The organism is Rhizobium sp. BK379 (genome assembly GCF_014193955.1).
Lineage (GTDB): Bacteria > Pseudomonadota > Alphaproteobacteria > Rhizobiales > Rhizobiaceae > Rhizobium.
Window position 1 is genome coordinate 84,511 of the sequence record NZ_JACIAD010000011.1, and the last position, 20,288, is coordinate 104,798.

At 61.0% G+C, this 20,288-nt stretch carries 19 protein-coding genes and 2 pseudogenes; 14 read left to right on the forward strand and 7 right to left on the reverse strand.

The window, feature by feature from the left end; genetic code table 11:
- The first annotated feature begins 4 nt into the window (after positions 1–4).
- The 3 genes from FHT93_RS33895 (at position 5) to FHT93_RS33905 (ending at position 2,971) form a co-directional block, all read left to right on the forward strand.
- Entirely contained in the window at positions 5–988 is a 984-nt protein-coding gene (locus FHT93_RS33895) for a ribose ABC transporter permease (RefSeq protein ID WP_018115287.1), read from the forward strand.
- 66 nt (positions 989–1,054) lie between these two features.
- A complete protein-coding gene (locus tag FHT93_RS33900) occupies positions 1,055–1,993 on the forward strand; it encodes an ABC transporter substrate-binding protein (RefSeq protein ID WP_018115286.1) in 939 nt (312 codons plus the stop codon).
- Between the two features lie 75 nt (positions 1,994–2,068).
- A complete protein-coding gene (locus tag FHT93_RS33905; protein ID WP_183851320.1) occupies positions 2,069–2,971 on the forward strand; it encodes a sugar phosphate isomerase/epimerase family protein in 903 nt (300 codons plus the stop codon).
- A gap of 588 nt (positions 2,972–3,559) precedes the next feature.
- Here the strand turns inward: FHT93_RS33905 and FHT93_RS33910 are convergent.
- Entirely contained in the window at positions 3,560–3,889 is a 330-nt protein-coding gene (locus FHT93_RS33910) for a hypothetical protein (RefSeq protein WP_018115283.1), read from the reverse strand.
- Positions 3,886–4,419, reverse strand: a complete 534-nt coding sequence (locus tag FHT93_RS33915) for a GXWXG domain-containing protein (protein WP_018115282.1) — start codon at positions 4,417–4,419, stop codon at positions 3,886–3,888. The genes FHT93_RS33910 and FHT93_RS33915 overlap by 4 nt, the downstream gene beginning before the upstream one ends.
- A 240-nt stretch (positions 4,420–4,659) precedes the next feature.
- Between FHT93_RS33915 and FHT93_RS33920 the strand changes: the two genes are divergently transcribed.
- The 10 genes and pseudogenes from FHT93_RS33920 (at position 4,660) to ligD (ending at position 16,500) form a co-directional block, all read left to right on the forward strand.
- Positions 4,660–5,271, forward strand: a complete 612-nt coding sequence (locus tag FHT93_RS33920; RefSeq protein WP_018115281.1) for a pyridoxamine 5'-phosphate oxidase family protein — start codon at positions 4,660–4,662, stop codon at positions 5,269–5,271.
- Between the two features lie 454 nt (positions 5,272–5,725).
- Positions 5,726–5,983 carry a GlsB/YeaQ/YmgE family stress response membrane protein gene (locus FHT93_RS33925; RefSeq protein WP_029616490.1) on the forward strand — a complete coding sequence of 86 codons (258 nt, stop codon included), beginning with the start codon at positions 5,726–5,728 and terminating at the stop codon, positions 5,981–5,983.
- Between the two features lie 367 nt (positions 5,984–6,350).
- Positions 6,351–6,752: a GFA family protein gene (locus FHT93_RS33930; protein ID WP_112547273.1), complete on the forward strand. Its 402-nt coding sequence runs from the start codon at positions 6,351–6,353 to the stop codon at positions 6,750–6,752.
- A 778-nt stretch (positions 6,753–7,530) separates the two neighbouring features.
- Positions 7,531–8,424, forward strand: coding sequence for a hypothetical protein (locus FHT93_RS33935; protein ID WP_183851321.1), 894 nt, complete (start codon positions 7,531–7,533; stop codon positions 8,422–8,424).
- 606 nt (positions 8,425–9,030) lie between these two features.
- On the forward strand, positions 9,031–11,202 hold the full coding sequence (locus tag FHT93_RS33940) for a ParB/RepB/Spo0J family partition protein (protein ID WP_183851322.1): 2,172 nt from the start codon (positions 9,031–9,033) through the stop codon (positions 11,200–11,202).
- A 126-nt stretch (positions 11,203–11,328) separates the two neighbouring features.
- Positions 11,329–12,546: a hypothetical protein gene (locus tag FHT93_RS33945; RefSeq protein ID WP_018115276.1), complete on the forward strand. Its 1,218-nt coding sequence runs from the start codon at positions 11,329–11,331 to the stop codon at positions 12,544–12,546.
- A pseudogene (locus FHT93_RS33950) lies at positions 12,543–13,578 on the forward strand (toprim domain-containing protein). The gene FHT93_RS33945 and the pseudogene FHT93_RS33950 overlap by 4 nt, the downstream one beginning before the upstream one ends.
- 315 nt (positions 13,579–13,893) lie before the next feature.
- Positions 13,894–14,834 (forward strand): annotated as a pseudogene (locus FHT93_RS33955) (DUF2493 domain-containing protein).
- Positions 14,835–15,017: 183 nt separating this feature from the next.
- Positions 15,018–15,320, forward strand: coding sequence for a DUF982 domain-containing protein (locus tag FHT93_RS33960; RefSeq protein WP_018115273.1), 303 nt, complete (start codon positions 15,018–15,020; stop codon positions 15,318–15,320).
- 136 nt (positions 15,321–15,456) lie between these two features.
- Positions 15,457–16,500 carry a non-homologous end-joining DNA ligase gene (gene ligD / locus FHT93_RS33965; RefSeq protein ID WP_183851323.1) on the forward strand — a complete coding sequence of 348 codons (1,044 nt, stop codon included), beginning with the start codon at positions 15,457–15,459 and terminating at the stop codon, positions 16,498–16,500.
- Here ligD and FHT93_RS33970 read toward each other — a convergent pair.
- Together FHT93_RS33970 and FHT93_RS33975 are read right to left on the reverse strand one after the other, a co-directional pair.
- On the reverse strand, positions 16,482–16,724 hold the full coding sequence (locus tag FHT93_RS33970) for a hypothetical protein (RefSeq protein ID WP_018115271.1): 243 nt from the start codon (positions 16,722–16,724) through the stop codon (positions 16,482–16,484). The genes ligD and FHT93_RS33970 overlap by 19 nt on opposite strands.
- Before the next feature lie 91 nt (positions 16,725–16,815).
- Positions 16,816–17,016: a hypothetical protein gene (locus tag FHT93_RS33975; RefSeq protein WP_112547277.1), complete on the reverse strand. Its 201-nt coding sequence runs from the start codon at positions 17,014–17,016 to the stop codon at positions 16,816–16,818.
- Between the two features lie 86 nt (positions 17,017–17,102).
- Here FHT93_RS33975 and FHT93_RS33980 point away from each other — a divergent pair, with 86 nt between their 5' ends.
- Positions 17,103–17,432: a hypothetical protein gene (locus FHT93_RS33980; protein WP_018115269.1), complete on the forward strand. Its 330-nt coding sequence runs from the start codon at positions 17,103–17,105 to the stop codon at positions 17,430–17,432.
- 459 nt (positions 17,433–17,891) lie between these two features.
- Here the strand turns inward: FHT93_RS33980 and FHT93_RS33985 are convergent, their stop codons facing one another.
- The 3 genes from FHT93_RS33985 to FHT93_RS33995 form a co-directional block, all read right to left on the reverse strand.
- Positions 17,892–18,140: a WGR domain-containing protein gene (locus FHT93_RS33985; RefSeq protein WP_018115268.1), complete on the reverse strand. Its 249-nt coding sequence runs from the start codon at positions 18,138–18,140 to the stop codon at positions 17,892–17,894.
- Between the two features lie 91 nt (positions 18,141–18,231).
- A complete protein-coding gene (locus FHT93_RS33990) occupies positions 18,232–19,917 on the reverse strand; it encodes a type IV secretory system conjugative DNA transfer family protein (RefSeq protein WP_112547301.1) in 1,686 nt (561 codons plus the stop codon).
- The gene (locus FHT93_RS33995; RefSeq protein WP_112547278.1) at positions 19,917–20,249 is read right to left on the reverse strand and encodes a mobilization protein; all 333 of its coding nucleotides are present in this window, start codon (positions 20,247–20,249) and stop codon (positions 19,917–19,919) included. Before FHT93_RS33995 ends, FHT93_RS33990 begins: the two co-directional genes overlap by 1 nt.
- Between the last annotated feature and the right edge of the window lie 39 nt (positions 20,250–20,288).

Here is a 20,288-nt window from a genome sequence, read left to right on the forward strand (position 1 = left end):
GAACATGACCGCGACATCCACGGACCAGGGCAACGCCGCAAAGGCGAAATTCAGATCGACTCTAACGGCGCTTGGCATGCTTCCGGTGCTCGTGATCTTGGCGATCGGGTTCCACTTGCTAAGTGGTCGCTTTTTGAGCGTGAATAATCTGTCGATCGTCATGCAGCAGGCCTCGATCAACACGGTTCTGGCCGCCGGTATGACGTTCGTTATTCTGACCGGCGGTATCGATCTCTCGGTCGGTTCGATCCTCGCCGCGTCGGCGATGGTCGGTGTCATCGTGTCCCTTTGGCCCGACGTCGGGATGTTGGGAATTCCGGCTGCCATCGGGGTAGGTCTCGCTTGCGGCTTCGTCAACGGAACGATCATCTCGGCGCTCAAGCTTCCGCCCTTCATCGTCACCCTTGGGTCGCTGACCGCGATGCGCGGTATTGCCCGACTGCTCGGTAACGACACCACGGTATTCAATCCGGACCTGCCATTCGACTTCATCGGAAACGGCAGCTTCTTCGGCGTGCCATGGCTTGCCATCATCGCAATGGCGACGATCCTGATCTCATGGTTCATCCTGAAGCGCACCGTGTTGGGCACCTGGATCTATGCTGTCGGCGGAAATGTCGAGGCCGCGCGCCTGACAGGTATCAAAGTCCCGCTTGTGCTCCTGTTCGTATACTCGATATCCGGCCTGCTTTCAGGGCTAGGCGGTGCCATGTCCGCAGCACGCCTGTATGCGGCGAACGGCCTTCAACTCGGGCAATCCTATGAACTCGATGCGATCGCCGCCGTCATTCTCGGCGGAACCAGCTTCGTCGGAGGCGTGGGATCGATCTGGGGAACGCTGATCGGGGCTCTCATTATCGCGGTGCTGTCGAACGGTCTCATCCTCGTCGGTGTCTCCGACATTTGGCAGTACATCATCAAGGGGCTTGTCATCATCGTGGCCGTAGCGCTCGACCGCTACAGGCTGAAAGGGCTTAGCCGCACCTGACGTGTGGCTGGAGGAACCGGGGTCACCGGATAACGGGGCGCAGGAAGCGCCACAAGGAGGAAGAATATGCGCATGATTTCCAAACTGCTTGCAGCGACCGCACTGGCCGCAGCCATCGCAATGCCGGCAGCCGCCAAGGACCTTCAGAAGATCGGCATTTCCGTCGGCCTGCTTGGCAATCCGTTCTTCGTGGCTACCATCAAAGGCATCGAGGACCGCGCCAAGGAGATCAATCCAAATGTTCAGGTCACCTCGGTTTCGGCCGACTACGACCTCAACAAGCAGGTTTCGCAGATCGACAGCTTCATCGCAGCTGGCGTTGACATCATCATGCTGAACGCGGTGGACGCCAAGGCGATCGCACCTGCCGTCAAGAAGGCGCAGGCCGCTGGCGTGATCGTCGCCGCCTTCGACGTCTCCGCACCGGGTGCTGACGTCACGGTCATGACGAACAACATCAAGGCCGGCGAAGAGGCCTGCCAGTACATTGTCGATCAGCTCAAGGGCAAAGGCGACGTCGTCATTATCAACGGCCCCGCATCGTCCTCGATCCTTGACCGTGTGCAGGGTTGCAAGAACGTCCTGACGAAGAGCCCTGACATCAAGATCCTCTCCGACGATCAGAACGGTCAGGGTTCGCGCGACGGCGGTTTGTCGGTCATGCAGGGTCTTCTGACGCGCTTCGACAAAATCGACGCCGTCTTCGCGATCAACGACCCGACGGGCATCGGTGCGGAGCTAGCCGCTAAGCAGCTGAACCGCAACGAGTTCTTCATCACTGCAGTCGACGGTGCCCCGGATATCGAAAAGTCGCTTGCCAGCGGCAACTCGATGATCAAGGCCTCCGCTTCGCAGGACCCCTATGTGATGGCCGGCGACGCACTCAAGATGGCTGCCGACGTCCTCAACGGCAAGAAGCCGGCGGAAAATACTGTACTCCTCGACCCGAAGCTGATCACGGCTGACAACGTCAAGGACTACAAGGGCTGGACCGCAGCTCGCTAAGGTCTCCTCCCGAGTAGCCCGCCAAGCTTTCGAGCTTGGCGGGCTGCGATCCGAAATCAACCAGGAATAGGTTTCATGTCCAAAATCGGTGTCCACTCGTTTGTCTGGAGCGCAGGATCTACCAAAGACGAACTGGAGAGAACTCTCGAGCGATCCCACGAACTCGGTTTCAAGCTCGTCGAGTTCTCATACCTGGACCCCAAGCAGGTCGACGTAAATTGGCTGGCGTCTCGTATTCGACAGCTTGGCCTAGATGTCGCGGTAAGTATGGGGCTGCCGACGGAAGGCGATATTTCCAGCGAGGATGGATCGGTGGTCGCGAACGGCGAAGCGATCCTCGATCGCGCGGTCGCATTGGTCCGCGATCTCGGCGGCACCAAGCTTGCAGGGATTCTGAGTTCGTCTCATGGAAAGCAGGAACGCGCCCTGTCCCGTAAAGGATGGGATAAGAGCGTCAGTACGCTTTCGAAGGTCGCCAATCGTGCAAAAGCGGCTGGCGTCACTCTCAACCTCGAGATCGTCAACCGCTTCGAGAGCAACATGCTCAATACGGCAGCGCAGGGCCTTGCTTACATCAAGGATACCGGTGCCTCGAACGTGTTCCTTCACCTTGACACTTTCCATATGAACATTGAAGAGGCGGATGTCGGCTTGGCAATCCGAAACGCTGCCGACAAGATCGGCTATGTCCACATTGGTGAAAGCCATCGTGGTTATCTTGGGACAGGCAATATCGACTTTGCCGCAATCTTCGACGCGCTGATCGCTATCGGATGGGACGACTACGTGACCTTTGAATCCTTCTCGACAACGATCGTCGATAAGGACCTTTCGCTGAAGACGGCAATCTGGAGAAATCTCTGGGAAGACAACGCAGCACTGGCCAAACATGCGCGGGCGTACATCGTGCTTGGATTGGAAACGGCGAAGCGCAAGGCCGAATTGGTGAAGGCTGCGCATTTGCCAATGGCTTGCTGACACTGGAAAAACAAACCAGCAATTCCGAAATCGCAGACAAGCACAACCACCCCGCCAAGCGGAGTGCCAAGGGCTGGACGGATTGCCTTGCCGATCTTGTCGACAAAGTGAATAAATTGAGAATCCGCCGTTGGCCGCTCTCACTGCTACGATTGCAGCCTCCGCCGAAAAGAAAACCCGCTCCGCGCACTAGCGGGTACGGTGAAATTGTGCTGGGGAGGCAACCCCTGGCACTCCTTTCGTCATTCACATCCCGAAATGAGGGTAAAGGCTGGTCGGCAGCGTCGATACAGATGTCAGCGACGCCGGGTATTCTTATCGCTCCCGTGCCGGACCGCCTCGCTGAGACACGCTGCAGGCTGCAAGTCAGGCGCAAGCACGTGATTTTCGAAGTGGTGACCGCCGTTCTGTTGCGACCGACCCGCGTTAGGCTGCCACATAATCCGGGCTAGGAGACGTCTACGGGTAGGTTTGGCGAAAAATGCCGCGCGTGACAAGTCTGTGCTTCTTTCGCCCCTCGCGGTGGCGGACATGCCGGTAACCTCCTTCGCGCGCAAAAAACGCATCACCAGCACTGGTCGGCCGTTCTTATCGCGCAATCCCCTTCTCCGCGAACCAGTCTGCGTAGAACGTCGTGCGAACCATGTGGCGGTTGAGGTCAGGAGCGCCATCCGTCCACCACACCGCCCCGCGTTCGCCCAGCGCAAGCTTTGCGGCGTCGACGGCCCTTCGCGCCGCTCGCATTTTCTCATCATCGCCGGCGGCTTCCTTCACTGCCCTGCGAGCGATCATCAGCTCCCCCACCAGGCGCTTACGCTCACCCTCCGGCAAGCGAGGGTTTGTCTTTCTCCAAAGCCGGCCGCGCACGATAATGTAGCGGCCATCCGGCGTTTCCAACGGCGCCTTCCCCGTCTTCATGGCTGTCCCCCTTGCGCCGGAACGTGAACGCGCGTCAAGCGAAAGAAGTATCGCCTCTCGTCGCCCTCGACGACCATCATGCCAGCGAGTTCGTCGTCGCCGATCCGCCTGAAATGATCCACGATCGGCTGCTTGTCGTAGACCATCGCAGCCGTCTCGGAGCCGTCAACCATTCGTAACGTCAGTTTTGCCGTCGTTGCGCGGGCACGGAATGCCTTCTGGAGGTAAGAGAACCAGTTCCGGGCGATAAACGTTCGGCCGAAGCCAGCGACACGGAGAGCAAGTTTGATAGGAAAGAGGGACGGCTCGATCGGCACAAGACGACCAGGCCGCCATTGGAACAATAAGGCGTCCGCTCTCAGGTCTGGGTGGAACCTCTTGCCGAACCACTGAAGGTTCTCGAGCGCCCCATCCAGCGGATGTCCGGAGGCAACACCTTCACCGCGCCAGATGCCGACCATCTCGGCCGGCAGCACAGGGGGGAGGGTGCCGAACCAGTCGATTGTCTTCTTCTGCAGGTCGTCTTGCATGGTCCCTCCGGGCTATCGGGGAGGGCGATGCCGGACAGGTGGGACACTCGTCTGCCATTTCGTTGGCACAGCGAGAAACCGGAAAAACCGCTGCGTTCGCCATCCCTGTCGCGTCCGGTTGATACGGCTCGCGCTCGGCAACGGTAATGTCGACCGGTCCAGTTGGTTCCAAAGCGGAGTGTTGACGCCTGTTTTTTGCTGCGGCATCGTCCGGCGCGAATGCAGGGCGGGGAGATTTGAATGTTTGCCGATACGCTCACCGACGAAGACCGAATCGACCGCGATCCTCTGTGCCAGGATGCGCTCGACAAGGCATGGAAGGCGCTTGAAGCAGGGGCGACGTCGGGAAACCCCTTCAACTTCCTGCAACTCGCCACCGTCAATGAAAGGGGTGATCCCGAGGCCCGGACCATCGTCCTGAGGCAGGCAAACCGCAACGAGGCGGCGCTCTATTTCGTTACCGACTCAAGATCGCCGAAGATGGCGGACATCGCCCACAATCATACCGTCGCGCTTGTGGGTTATGATCCCGCGAGCCGGGTGCAGATCCGCTTGACAGGCATTGCAGGTACGGTCGGCGACCATGCCAAGCTCGCTAATCAGTGGAACCTGCTCAGCGAGAGGACGCGCGACAGCTTCAACAGTCCTGTCGCATCGGGCGCGCGAATGCAGTCTGATGGAACGGTTCTCCCTGATGTCCAAAAGGCCTCCATGTCCCCGTTCGAGCGGTGCTGCCTGATGCGCGTCGAGCTCGCGACGCTTGAGCGTTTGGACATCTCCCAGACCGAGCATCTCAGGTTCTGCTTCGTACGATCTGATAGAGGTTGGCTGGGGACCAGAAGGGCGCCGTGATTCGACGTAGCGTGCGGTCGACCCACATGCTGCAGGTCGAGGCACGAGAACCTGGTGGGGCATGTGTCGCCGCCTGGACCAGCTCGCTCGCAGCCCATCGCCAGCCGCAGCAGCTTCTTAAGACATGCGGTCAACCCGAACTACTGAACAAGAACCTTACGCTCGAACCCGTCCCGGCGCTCGCAGTAAACTCGAGTACGACCACGGCATCTCGAACGTCCTTCCACATGGACCTATCACCGGCCGCCAGGCTCCCGACGAACCGGCCTCATGCCGGAGCGGCGGCTGGCTACCGGATCTGCAATCCACAGGCAAGGAACCGACGCGATTCCTGCATCCCCTAAGATGCTTGAAGGAACCGATACGCTTCGGAACAAAGCCCGGTCATTTGGTGTTTTCCATTTCTCCGGATGGCCGGATGTTTCTGAAAAATAATTCGCAAGGGGAATTCAATATGGAAGATGCAGGTATCGGTTGGATCGCGGCGATCATCATCGGCGGCATCGCAGGATGGCTCGCAGAGATGTTCATGAAAAGCAGCATGGGCGTCATCATGAACATCATTCTGGGCATCGTGGGCGCTATCGTCGCTAACTTCCTTCTCTCCCTTTTCGGCGTCGTTCTCGGTGGCTGGCTCGGCTACCTGATCGCCGGGTTTATCGGCGCGTGCATCCTGATCGCGCTCGCCCGGATGGTCAGACGAACAGCGTGACATCTTGAAGGAGTTCGGGCGGCCTCTTATTGGGGACTACCGCCCGTACCAACGACAATTTACCGCGAAAGGATTTCGCGAGTAATGTCGCCCGGGTGATCGAGGGCGCTCCCCATGCATGGTCGAGCGCCCTCTGCTTTCGACCAACTTGGACGTTCCCAAAACTGAAAGCAACTAAAGCGCTGACAGCATTCCACCACATCGCGCAGGTCGCCCGCAGGAGTGGGTGCGAAGCCTATCATGCCAAGGAGAATGGTGGCCCTTGGCGGTCGTCAAGGCGCGGCACCGTTGCGATGCAGCGCCCTCGATGTCGACTTACAACACGCGACTTCTATCTCTCTTTTGAGATCAGGCAAGGAGGATTCAGATGCATATCGACGGCGAATGTCATTGTGGGCAGATCACCTACGAGGCCGAGGTAGACCGCGACGACGTTACGATCTGTCACTGCAACGACTGCCAGAGGCTAACGGGGACTGCATATCGTGTGACAGTCACCGCACCTCGCGCCAACTTTCGTATCACCTCCGGCGATCCGATGGAGTACGTCAAGGTCGCCGCCAACGGCCGCAGACGGATGCAGTATTTCTGTGCGAATTGCGGATCGCCCATCTATACCACAGGAGAGATGGAAGACGCAGAACAGGTCGGCATCCGACTAGGAACAATAAATCAGCGGCGAGAACTAGAACCGACTGCGCAGTTCTGGTGTTCATCGGAGTTCTCATGGGCTCAAAACCTGAGCCAACTTCCCCGACATGCTGAATGATGTAGGGCGAGGCAAAACCCACCGCTCGCTGCCAAACAAGTGGCGTATATTTCCGGTAGATACTGCGTCCTTTCAACATCCGCCGATTTGTGTGAAATCACGCCTTGGAGCTATCGTGTCGTGATCCTAGAGGACGACAATGGCACTGATGGACTTCCCCGCGCAAACCCATATGCCGCTTGCCAAACTTGCGTAGGCGATGTCCGCCATCTCGCGTGCGCGCAACATCAACGAGGTTATGCGATGATCCGCGCCAGCGCGCGCCGTCATCCGCCGCGAAGGCGACGTCTGTCGTTATGTGGAGCATGCCGTTGGGCCGCTCTGGTTTCCGAGACTGCCGGGCAAGCAGTGAAGCTACCCACCGATGCGTCCATGTGCCGAGCCTCGTTCCCGAAGACATCGCAAAGGCTACCTGGGTCATGTTCGGTCGGCTCGAAGATCAATGAATGAGCCGGAAACGTCCGAACTGAGATAGCTGAGTGCAATCTCTTCGTGAGGGATGGCCCAATGCGCCGCCAACAGCAACTTGACGGCTCTCACTTCGCTACGCTTCGAACCAACCAGTAAACCGCTCGGTGTGTAGGTGTGAAAGTCAACAGTGACTATCCTTCCTGCGGGCCGCTCCTCTTTGCCGCGAACGAAATCCTTAAATCAATAAAGGCCTCTACCTGTGAATAGTGTTGCCGGCGCGGTGAGCGTCGGCTGAAGTGCAGGCCTTGATCGCGCGATCTTGGCCTCGGTTAAGCGAACCGCGCGAACATCAGATCGTTATCTTTCCATGACAGATGAGAGCCGCGAAGAAACCAAAGCAGTCGAACCACCGCAGGAGACGGTCTCCTTCGCGTTCGACCGGTTGACCGTCGCCCGTTTCCGGGAAGTCTTCCCGAATGCTCGGTGTTCGGATACCCTTCAAGCCTGGACGGTCCCCGGTAAGACTGCACGAAGACGTATCGACCGATGGCTCGCCTCCGAAGCCGATCGCAAGAGGCCTTACGAAGAGGAGCGAGGCCGCGACGCCTACCAGTTCGAGCCAATCCTCAGTCCATACCTGCAGGTCTACGACCGCGGCTTCCGCATCAAGACCCCATTCTCACGAACGGTGGTCGACGAACTCCGACAGATTCCTTTCGCTCGTTGGAATAGTGACGACAAGGTGTGGGAGGTTCCGTACGCGTCTTACGACGACCTCCAGCACCGTTGGGAGGCCATCGAGAAGGCCGCGAAACGGGCCGAACCTGAAGAGCGACGGAAACGCGCAGAGGCCCGCAAGGGCACCGAAGAGGAAGCGAAGGCCAAGCGCAGGACGTCCGAGCGCAATAAGAAGCGGCTGCCTGTGCCTAGTGACGATCTTCCACCGCCGGGGCGGCCTGTAGCCACGACCGCGTTTGGGATCGTCGTTGTCACCGACATTACCGGCGAACTCGTCAACCCCGAAGAGGTCGCCGAGCATCATCCGAATGCCGACGACGAGCATGTCTGGGCAGGATGGCGGGCAGCGACCCTGGAGGAACTCGTTCATACGTGGCCGGCGAGGGCTGAGCCGGGGGAATACGAGCGGATTCGGGGATGGTGGCAGCCAACCCTCGAGGAGCTGCGGGCCGCTAGGACTGCAGCAAAATCGAGGGAGCGGCGGCGCGACGCCCGCAATGCTTCGACCAGACCGTCGACCTGAAGCGGCGGACGGAATGGTCGAGATCACGCCGGAACTTGATGTCTAGACGGTCTGAGAGCGGAACACGCGGTCGCGGGGCAGTCGGTCCCGCGCCGGCTGACGCCGACGCTCCTGCGGCTGCCCTTCAACGCGACCGCGCGTGACGCGAATTCCCGCTTTCGCGCGCCTTCTGCGCGCCGCGATGCTGAAAGCTCCGATACGCTTCGTTGTTGCCGACCCTCCGGATCGGGGTGATCGCGCCGCCGATGCTATACAGTTAAGACTTTGTAAGGTTCCCGTGGGCGAGACACGCTTCTCCTTAGATCGGCCCGCTTCCTTTTGCGCCCTTGTCCACGCGCCGCGTTGCCGAAGCCCCGATGTGCGTTCTGTTGCTGGTCGACGCTGTCGGATCGCCTCCTGGTTCTGCGCAATCGCCACTTTTTATGACGTCTTGGCCGCCGCTGGCGCGTCGGCCGCCGCGCCTCGCCAGCGGGTGACTCTGCTTTGCCCTCGGAGGTGAAGGTAAGCCTTGGTGGGACACAGAGAGGAAGAGGAGGGACGGGAGCTTTGTGACGGATTTGAAGGGTTGGAGAGAGGTTCCGCCCGGTCCGTCATGGAGAAACCGACATGTCTCAGAAGATGGAGAAGTCTGGGAAGACAGAAAGAACCGAAAAGACTGGTAAGGTCACGCTTGCGACCGCTTGTGACATTCCCTTCAACAAGCTTGTTCTCAGCCAGGAAAACATCCGTAAGGTCAAAGCGGGTGTCTCGATCGCGGAGCTTGCCGAAGACATTGCGCGGCGCGGTCTGTTGACCAGCCTCAGCGTCCGCCCGGAATTAGACAGCGACGGTAACGAGACCGGCATGTATCGCATCCCGGCCGGCGGGCGCCGCTACCGGGCGCTGGCACTGCTGGTGTCATCGAGACGTCTGTCGAAGACGGCAGGCATTCCCTGCGTGATCAGCAGGGGCGAGACGGAGGAAGCCGAAGATTCGCTTGCCGAGAACGTCCATCGCGAGAGCCTGCATCCGCTCGACCAGTTTCGCGCCTTCGAGACCCTGCGCGGGGAGGGGATGGACGAGGAAGAGATCGCCGCCCGCTTCTTCGTCCCGGTCGCGACGGTGAAGCAACGCCTGCGCCTGGCGTCGGTCTCGCCGAAACTTCTGGATCTCTATGGCGAAGACGCCATGACGCTCGAGCAGCTGATGGCCTTTTCGATCAGCAAGGACCATGCCCGTCAGGAACAGGTGTTCGAGGCGATCGCACGCTCGCACAGCCGCGAGCCCTATTACATCAGGCGCCTGCTGACCGAGACGGCGGTCCGGGCGACCGATCGGCGCTCGCTCTATATCGGCATCGATGCCTATGAGGCGGCCGGCGGCGTCGTCATGCGCGATCTCTTCGACGAGGACAGGGGCGGATGGCTGCAGGATCCGGCGCTGCTCGATCAGCTCGTGCTGGAGAAATTGAAGGGCGATGCGGCGGCCCTACAGGCGGAGGAAGGCTGGAAATGGGTCGAGGCCGCTTTCGACTTTCCCTATGGCCACACGTCGGGTCTTCGCAGGGTCTACGGTCAGCAGGCCGAATGGAGCAAAGAGGATCTTGCCCGTCACGATGTTCTTCGCGCCGACTACGATCGGCTCGATGCAGAATATGCCTCTGCCAGCCAATACTGCGAGGAGAGCGAGCAGAGACTCCAAGCACTCGGTGCGGAGCTCGACCGTCTGAACGAGCGTCCCTTCGTCTTTGATCCCGCCGAGCTTGCCCGCGGCGGTGTCTTCGTCTCGCTCGAGGCGGACGGCAGGCTCCGGATCGAACGCGGCTATGTCAGGCCTGAAGACGAACCGCAGGTGGAGATGATGAGCTGCGTCAGCGACGACCAGGACAACATCGTGTCCGCACCAGTCGCGCCAGCCGGCGGAGCGGTATCGGAGGTGGAGGCAGCAAACAAGGCCGAGACCGATGACGGGGAGGAGACGCTGAAGCCGCTTGCCGATCGTCTGGTCCTCGACCTGACCGCCGCCAGGACCGTCGCGCTGCGCAACGCGCTCGCCCGGGATCCGGAGGTCGCCTTCGTCGCCGTCCTGCATGCCTTCGTGCTGAAGACCTTTTATCTGCGGGGCGCAGACACGTGCCTGGAGGTCACGGTCCAAAGCGCCCGGTTGAGCGAGACATCGGGATTGGGCGACTTGGTCGCCGTCAGGGAAATCGGCGAGCGGCAGGAAGCCTGGGGGAACGACCTGCCGAGAGATCCGGCCGCCCTCTTCGCTTTCCTCATCGGTCTCGACGGCGTCAGCCGACAGGCGCTGTTTGCTCATTGCGCCTCGCTATCGCTCAATGCCGTCATCGAACCCTGGAACAGGCGCAGCCGCGCCATCGCCAATGCCGACGAGATCGCCCGCGCCATCGGCTTCGACATGGTCGAGGCCGGCTGGACGCCGACAGTCGAGGCCTATCTCGGCCGCGTCACCAAGGCCCATATCCTGCAAGCTGTCTGCGAGGCGAAAGGCGAGCAGGTCGCTGCATTGATCGCCGATCTGAAGCCCGACATGGCCCGGGAGGCCGAACGGCTGTTGGCCGGCAGCGGTTGGTTGCCGGAGCCGCTGCGCCTGCCGGCTACCGCGGCTGATGATCCGGACCTGATCGAAGAGGCGGTATTTCCGGACGAAACCATCCTCGATCCGCCGGTGCCGATCGATGAGGTTCAAGGGACAGACGCGGCCGACGTGGTCGACGAGGATCCCGAGATCGCTGAGCCCGCCAGGACCGACTTCATCCATCCGATCGCGGCCGAATAGCGGCCTCTCACCCAGAACGGCCCGGTTCCATATGGTGCCGGGCCGGTTCGCTTAAACCGGCCATCCCCATTCCTTCACCTCAAGCCCGGCCACAGCGCCGGGCCTTTTCGTTTCAGGAGATCTGTCATGACCAATTCCAGTTTCAACAGTCCCGTGTCGTCTTCCGGCTTCAGGGTCGATATCTCGCGCGGCGAGCGCATCGGCCGCGTCTCGTCCGAATGGTTCTCGCGCCCCGACGACGAGCGTTTCCTGTCGCTCAGTGCGCTCTACGACACCGTGCGCTCGCGCGCCGATCGGGCGCATGCCCGGACCATCGAGACCAGCGCCATCCGCGTCGAAGCGACACGCGACAATGCCGAACGGCTCGAACTGATCGTCTCCGGCGAGAACGCAAGCCGAGGTCAACGTGATGCTCAACCGATCGCGCCGACCCATTGGAGCTACGGCCAGCTCTGCAGCCTGGTCGGTGCACCTGCGACCTATATGCGCCAGCTGCCGGCGCCGCTCGCCGCCATCAATCTCCAGCACGGACTGCTGTCCCATCGCGCCGAACTGGTGAAGACGCTGGAGATGGACGACGGGCGCCTCGAACTTCGCGCCGTCACCGGTCCCGACTATGGCCGCATCTGGGACCATGAGCTGGTTGCAGCCGTGATGAAGATCGCCGGCAATGGCACCGGCGACACGATGTGGAAGGTGCCGGGTCAGCTCAACTGGACGACCATGACCCACAATCCCTTCGTCGATATCACCAAGGATACGACGACGCTTTACGCCAGTGACCGCGACGTCTTCCTCTTCCTCGTCGACGACACTCACCCGATCGAGGCGGGGCGCCTTCCGAACGGCGAGCCCGATCTCTATTTCCGGGGCTTTTATGCCTGGAACTCCGAGGTCGGCTCCAAGACGCTCGGCATCGCCTCGTTTTATCTGAGGGCCGTCTGCGCCAACCGCAATCTCTGGGGCACGGAACAGTTCGAGGAAATCACCATCCGGCATTCGAAATTCGCCGGCGAACGTTTCGCCCATGAGGCGGCCCCCGCCCTTGCAAGCTTCGCCAATTCCTCGCCAGCCCCCTTCGTTGCCGGCATCAAGGCGGCACGCGAGACGATCGTTGCCCGCCAGGATGACGAGCGGGAGGCGTTTTTGCGGCGGCGCGGCTTCTCCAAAGGCGAGACCGGCAAGGTCATCGACATGGTGTTGTCGGAGGAGGGACGCCCGCCGGAATCGATCTTCGATTTCGTGCAGGGTATCACCGCACTCGCGCGCACCCGGACCAACCAGGACGTCCGCCTCGATCTCGAGGGCAAGGCGAAGAAACTGCTTGAAGGTGCCAGCCAATGACAGGCTCGGCCTCCGACCTGACCGACCGCCTCGCGCGTCATGCCGAGGCGGTCTGCCGTCATTATCTGTCGGCCGACCGGCGATCCGGCAATTACTGGATCGCCGGAGATACGGGCAACAACAAGGGTCGGTCGCTGTTTGTGCGGCTGACCGGTCCGCGTGCCGGCCGCTGGAGCGATGCGGCGACCGGCCAATATGGCGATCTCCTTGACCTCATCCGCGCGACCTGCGGCCTGATCGCCTTCGCCGATGTTGCGGCGGAGGCACGGCTGTTTCTGAACCTGCCGCGGCTGGAACCCATGGCGGCAGATTGGCGGGACCCCAATGCACCCGACAGCCGATCGACCGCGGCGCGGGCAGGGCTGCTGTTTGCCAGTGCCCGTGCCGATCGCCGGTACGGTGGCCGAACGTTACCTGCAGAGCCGCGGTATATCTGGCGCTGCAAGCCGTCGCGCTTTGCGGTTCCATCCCTCCTGTTACTACCGAGATCTTTCGACCGGCGGCACGACAGGCCTGCCGGCGCTGATCGCTGCGGTCACCGATGTCGAGGGCCGGCTGACCGGCGTGCACCGGACATGGCTTGATCCTGATGGAAACGGCAAGGCCCGGGTCAACGAACCGCGCCGAGCACTCGGTCGCCTGATCGGCAACGGCGTGCGCTTCAACATGCCGCCGGGATCGCAAAGCCCGGTTCTGGCCGTCGGCGAGGGTATCGAGACCGTGCTGTCTCTTTCGGAAATCCTTCCCGGCATGGCGATGGTGGCAGCGCTTTCGGCCCATCATCTCGCAGCCTTCCTGCTGCCCGCGGCATGCAAGCGCCTCTATATCGCTGCCGACGCCGATGCGGCGGGGCGCCACGGGGTCGAGGGATTGGGCCGGGCCGCCACCGCTCTCGGCGTGCTGCCATTGGTGCTCACGCCCAAGCTTGGCGATTTCAACGAGGATCTGCGTCGGCTTGGATCTTCCCGTCTAGTGGCGAACCTGGCCCGCCAGCTCGTCCCGGACGATGCGACCGCCTATCTTTCGCGATAGCGGCGCCCGGCGTTGATACGCGAACGTTTCTGAGGTGAGGCCGTTGAGCGCGCGGCTGACGGATCGCCATGTGTGGGGCCGCGCCTGCGGGCCCGTCGGGCGGCGACCCGTACCATGCCGGTCGCAGCCTTCAGCGGATCGGTCCGGTTTCTTCCCCGCGCGGTTCCCGCGCTCCTCGCGCAGCAAGAAACCGGCCCTCAACCGCCCGGCGCTGCGCTGGGCCGCAGCACTTCGCGCTGCGGTTCCGGCCGCGACCGGCATGGGAAGGGATCGCCGTCAGGCCGCGAGGCGCGGCTCAAACCACGGAGATCCTCAATGACTTGCTCAACCTTGCTCGACGATACCGCAGAACCGCACCACGCATCCTCGCCGACCGATCGCTTCATCTACGAAATGCAGGTCCATGGCTATCGGCCTTTCCAGGACGAACCCGACCCCCGGCCCTTGCCCGAAGAGCCTATCGTCCAAGCATCGCTGATGACCATCTTCGACGCCTTGTCCTATATGCTCGCCGACACAAGGCTGGAACCGGATCTCGAAGACCTGCTCTGGTCGACCGTCAACCTCTTCCATCGCGGCGCCGATCGCATCCAGCGCGAACTTGATCGCAACGAGGAGGCGCAGCGCACAGGCCAACACGAGCAGGACGGATCGGAGGTCAAAAGCGTCGAACTGGAACGGCTCATCGCCGAGGGCATCACCCTTCTCGAACGGCGCAACACATTCGAGTTCATGCGCGACCACAGCGCAGACCTCTTCGAGGCTCAGACCGGTTCTGCCTGGAGGCCACGCACAGGCTCGAAGGTCACCATGCCAACATGACAGCGGCGATGATCGACTCGAAGGACTTCCTGTCCGCACGTCGACATGCCGAGACCGAGGTCATGATACCCGCGGGCACGAAGATCGGCTTTGCCGGCGGCATGGACTACAACGACCATGACCGCATCTGGAAAAAGCTCGACCAGGCCCATGCCAAGCACCCCGAGATGGTGCTGTTGCACGGTGGCGCACCGAAAGGGGCAGAACGCATCGCCGCCTGCTGGGCAGAAGCCCGCAAGGTCACCCAGATCATCTTCAAGCCGAACTGGAGCAAACATGCCAAGGCGGCACCCTTCCGCCGCAACGACGAGATGCTGTCTGTCATGCCGGCAGGATTGATCGTCTTCCCGGGCAACGGCATCACCGACAATCTCGCCGGCAAGGCCCGGCGCCTTGGCATTCCAGTCTGGCAGGCTTCGGGAGACGGCGCGTGAGCGCCGTTTTCCTCACCATGTCTCCGAGCCGTGATCCGGACTGCGGAACTTCCGTCTCGATCATCATGGATCGACGCGGTGCTGGGAGCGCGCGTCCGTGCGCAAACGATTCTGCACCCGGCGACTCGACTCGCGCGAATCGCTTCCCATGTGACTCCGTCGAGACACCGGGAGTACCGCGTCATGGAATCACTTTCCTCATCCACGCCGATCAGGCCGCTGCATGCAGAGATCGACGGCATGTCGAAATGTCGCCAGGCCTACAGCGTCGAGGATCTCGCAGCGTTTCTCCTCAGCGAGAAATGCCCGCATCTCGAAAACGATCCGGTGCGGTTCCACCATGCGTTGGCGACCTCGATGGACGCGATGCAGCTCTATCTCGATCCGGAGATGGCCCGCCAGGCCTTCGTCGAGGCTGCCCATGCTTCGAGCATGCATGTCCTGCCCGACGATATGGAAGGGATCAGACAAAGCGATGAGGGATGACAAAAGCCCCGCAGAACGCGGGGCAGTTCGAGGTCATCACAGAGAAGCAGTGCACCCGGTAAGGTGACGACAGAACGATACCATCATGAACCGCCTCGACAACCTCTTCTTTAGATATTGCTGATGTAATCCACACATGATCGACCGTCCCCGCAGCAAACCCCTTCTTGCCAATGAACGGCCGCTCAAAGGCGCCGTTCGCAGAAAACGCGATCCCGCACAGCCGAACCTGCTTTTGGATCCGATGCCCGATCGCGTCGAGCCGGCGCTTGCTCTCTTGAAGGACAAGCCACCCGGCAATCCGCGCACCATCGCCGAACTGAAGTTCGATGGCTACAGGCTGGCGATCCATATCGAGCATAAGGGGATCAGGGTCCTGACGCGTGGCGGCCATGACTGGACTGCGCGATTCCCGGCGATTGCGGCAGAGGCCCAAGAGCTTCGTGTTGCCAGCGCTATTCTCGATGGTGAGGCCGTGGTGCTCGACGAGGAGGGACGCTCCGATTTCGGCGCGCTGCAGCGATCGCTCGGCGGGCGGGGCGGCAAGCTCCCGTCGTCCAGCGCAATCTTCTTTGCCTTCGATCTTCTTTATCTCGACGGCCACGACCTCAGAACCATGGAACTGTCGAGCCGCCGGCATCTGCTTGCCGATCTCATCGGGCAGCGTGCGGGTGCGATCCGGTTTTCCGACGAGCTCGAGGGAGAGCCAGAGGCAATCTTTGCGGCTGCCTGCGAGCACGGCCTGGAAGGCGTCATCTTCAAGGATCCGGACAGTCCCTACCGCTCCGACAGATCCGGCGACTGGCTGAAGGTCAAATGTATCCAGAGCGAAAGCTTCTTCATCGTCGGCTACGAGAAATCAGCAGCCGCCCGCGGTGGTGTCGGCAGCCTGTTGCTCGCAGCCTGGAAGGGCAGCCAACTGCACTTCGTCGGCTCGGTCGGTACCGGCTTTTCCTACAAGATCGCCGTCGAACTTCGCACACTGATGGACAGGCTTGCGACCAAGAAGCCGACCGTCGCTTATGACGGGCGCACCAAGGATCTCGTCTGGGTTCAGCCGACATTGATCGCGGAAATCGAATACCGCGCCTGGACCGACGACGGCAAGCTGAGACATGCCTCCTACAAGGGCCTGCGGGAGGTTCAGGACAATGCCGCGGTCTACAGGATCGCGGAGTGAACCTGATCCGTTGAGGCCCGGCGTTCGCTCCACTTTGCCTCGAGCGTCCAGCCATGCGGGGAGGCAAGAAATGCCGCGCGAAGGGCCATCACCAGCCAGTCGGCCGGCATGACGCCGGGCAGGTCTTCGTTCGCGTGAAATGCTGTGAGATCATCCATCGTATCGAAACCGATTGGTAGAGGCCGGCCGGCGCGATCAAGTGTCCAGAGATATCGCGTTGTCATGTCGGACGATCCTGGCGATGCTGCAAGGACGACGCATCGGTTTGTTGCATTTCCGTTCGTCGCCAACTCGCATTCATCGAAGCACAAGGTGTTAGGCGACCTTGTTCGCCAGCATGTCGGCAATTTCGGCGGCTTCGAGGCGCGCCGAGGTCTTGTAGGGATAGTGCTTCCAGCACCACCAATCCTGACGCTCGCCCTTGGAGAAACCGAACCCGGCCCAATCGCCGCAATGGCACTTCCGCGCAACGGGCGAGGCTGGTTTTAGGGTCGCAGAACGGTCGATGTCGCTCATGTCGCATCCTCGAGTATTAAGATGTTCCTATTTTGTTCTCTTTTGGCTAAGAGTCAATCCGTCCGCAAAAGCTAAAGGGAGATGGGATGACGACCAGGCGAAAAGGCGAATTGAGCCCCGCTGAGATTGATCGAGGATGGCCGTTCCAAGTTGCCCTGTTGGCCGAACTGTCGCTGGGAGAACAGGCCGCGGAGCAGGAAGCATTCTGCGCTCGGTTGATGAAATGCCATCGCGGTCATAGCGTCTTCTTCGAAGACCGGCATTACACTGTTCACTGCTTTGCGACCAGGGTCGGCGCCCAGACCTTCATGGGCCGATACGGAGGTGAATGGTTCGACCCGCGCGATCGCGGGCGCGGTATCAACTGGAACAAGTGGTTCAAGGGAAAGTCCGCCGGCCAGTCCAAACCGGTTTAATCACGCGCTCGCAAAGCGAGCCGCTCGTCGAGCGTGACGTCTGCGCTCGTCCGGAATTGCCTCATCGGCCGAACGATCGTGTCAAAGCATCGAAAGTCTGGTGGCAACCGCGCCGGTAGTCATGGCCGCGATAGCGGGCACGATTGTAAAAGCTTGGACAGTGAATTTTGCATAGGTGCAGTGCAGCATAAGCAATAGAAATCCTTAGTAACAAGCGATAAACATAAGCACATCGAAGCGATGCATCTCCTCCCGCAACGCTTCGAGTCCAGACAGGCCTCTCCTCCTCCCAGGTCTGTCTCGAGGAACAGCGGCACTCCTCCTCCCAGTCGCTGCTCGGTTCTTTTCGAAAGCCTGCCGCACCTCCTCCCGCGGCAGGCTTTTTTCGTTTTTGCGTCAGCTTGTTCGAAAAATCCAAACTCCAGATATGTAGGTAGACGCCGCCCGACCTGAAGCAAATCAGAACGTTCTTGCTTTATACCCTCGACCACGCTTGACGCGCAGAATTTCGAGGAAAAGCTCGACTGCTTCCGGCTCGGTCCTGAAGAGGTGCACCAGCCGCTGACCGCGACTGCCGATCCGTCCCCAGCTTCGGACCAATGATGTCTCGCCGAACAGCGTCGGCTCGATCGACAGAGCATAGTAGCGCGCCATGTTCTTCGACGGGTCGATGCGTTCTGCGTAGAGACGATAGGGTTGCGAGCTCATGCCGGCAGAATCGCAAATGAGCGTTCGCGACGTCCAACGACATTTGTGAATCGATCCGGCCTGACCGATTCACGTTGCTGATGTCAGCAACTCAATCTTCCAGTCTTGAGAACAAATCCACGAACTCCGGATCGGCATAATAGCGCAGCTTCGTCGCCATGATCGGCCGGCGGCCTGCAATGAATAAGAGTTCGACGCCGGTCGGCAGGTTGCGGACCTCATCCGGTGTGAGCAGAGGACGACCGACATGCTGTTCGGCGAAGGTGAGGCCGGTCTTTTCCGCGTCGAGCGCGCGCGCTGCCGTATTGAAGACCACGGTCTCCTGTCCGAGGAGATCGGAGACGAGACGCGCACTATCGTGATCGTTGACGCCGAAGACCTGCAGCACGCCCGCATTCGCGAAAAACGTGCCGGCGCGCTGGCCATAGGTGGCGCGTAGCTGATGGATGTCCTGGACGATCGGCCAGAGCTGCACCCCGTAACCTGCCATCAGCCCCATGGCCCGTTCGATCGGGGCGAGATGACCGAGGCTTGCAAACTCGTCGAGAAGATAGAGAACGGGCGGCGTTGATGGCTGCGGCGAGGGTGCCGTTCGCGCCATGTCGGTGAGGCTCCGGGCGACGAGCAGACGCAGCCAGCGCGAATAGGCGGCGAGCCTGTCCGGAGGCAGGACCAGGAAGACGGTTGCCGTATTTGCCTTAAGATCGCCGAAGCGGAAATCCGATCGTGCGAGAACCGCGGTCATGCGCGGACTGTCGAGGAAATGCGTGTGTCGCTGCGCGGCCGACAGAACACCACTCGCTTCGCGGTCCGACTTGCCGAGATGGCGGTTGGCGGCACGTGCGATCAGCCCGTTGACCGCCTCACTTGCCTGCATCGCATCGAGCGCGCGACGGAAGGCGTCCGACGAAAGCGTCAGCATGTGCCTGAGCGTCGTCAGCGTGCGCCGCTCCTCCGGCTGGCTGGCAAGCACATAGAGCAGCAGACCCGCAATCAGCGCCTTCGCTTCCTCGTTCCAATGCGCGTCGCCTGACAGGCCGGGTTCATCGAACACCAGGGCATCGGCTAGCGTCGAGACCTCTTCAACTACATCGATGTTGTCACAATCCAATCCCTCCATCGGATTGAAGGTCGCCGACGGCTTGCCGGTGACGCCAAAGGGATCGAGAAGATGAACCGGCCCGAAGCTTAGCCGTGCCTCATCGGCGATCGTCGCATTCTCCCCTTTCGGATCGATGCAAATGATCGAGCGGTCGACCGTCAAAAGGTTCGGGATGATCGTGCCGACACCCTTGCCGCTACGCGTCGGTGCCATGGTCATAAGATGGGCGGGTCCGTCATAGCGCAGAAGCTTGCCGTTGCCTGGCCACCGCCCGATCAGCAATCCGCTTTCCGATTTCTTAAGTGGCGCAATTTCGCTCGATCTGGCGAAGCGTGCCGTCCCATGCGTGTCGGCATCACCGGCGGTAGCGAAATGGGCGATGAGCGGGCTCGTCAGGAGCCGGATGAGCAGCAGGATGACAAAGAGCACGAAGGCCCAGTTGCCGATATGCCAGAGGATGTCGCCTTTGTCGGCCCCGAGGACCACGCGGAGGGCATAGTCGATGCCGAAACCAACGATAAACACGACAATAAAATAGCCGGTCGCGCCCATCACGAAGGACCTGGCAGAGCGCAGCGGGAAGGTGATCAGCGCGACAATGGCCCAGAGCGGGTCGCGGGCGGCCATGCGCATCATGTTGGCAAGGGCGATCTTGATCAGCCCGGTATAGAGGATCATGGGACACTCCTGTAACCGCTCGTCCCGTCGCTGCTGGTCCCGCTGTTGCCATCGAGGGGCTCGTTTACCGCGGGCTTCAGGAGGTCGTCGAACAGGTCTCGATCGCCATCGCGCGTCAGGAATTTTGGCAGTTCGGCTCTCAGCCAGCCGGCCAGTCCTCCGCCAATCTGAATGTCGCGATTGGTCTCCAGCCGATAAAGGATCAGCGCTCCGATCAACACCTTGCGGCGTGTGTCGATGGCGCGTTCCTGCCTGGAAAGCCGGATCTGCAACGTCTTTCGCTGGGCCTCGAGCTGCGCCAGTCGTTCCCCGATGGTTTTGCGAGCCACGGATTCCTCTTTCTGTTGACGTTCGAGCGATGGCCCGAG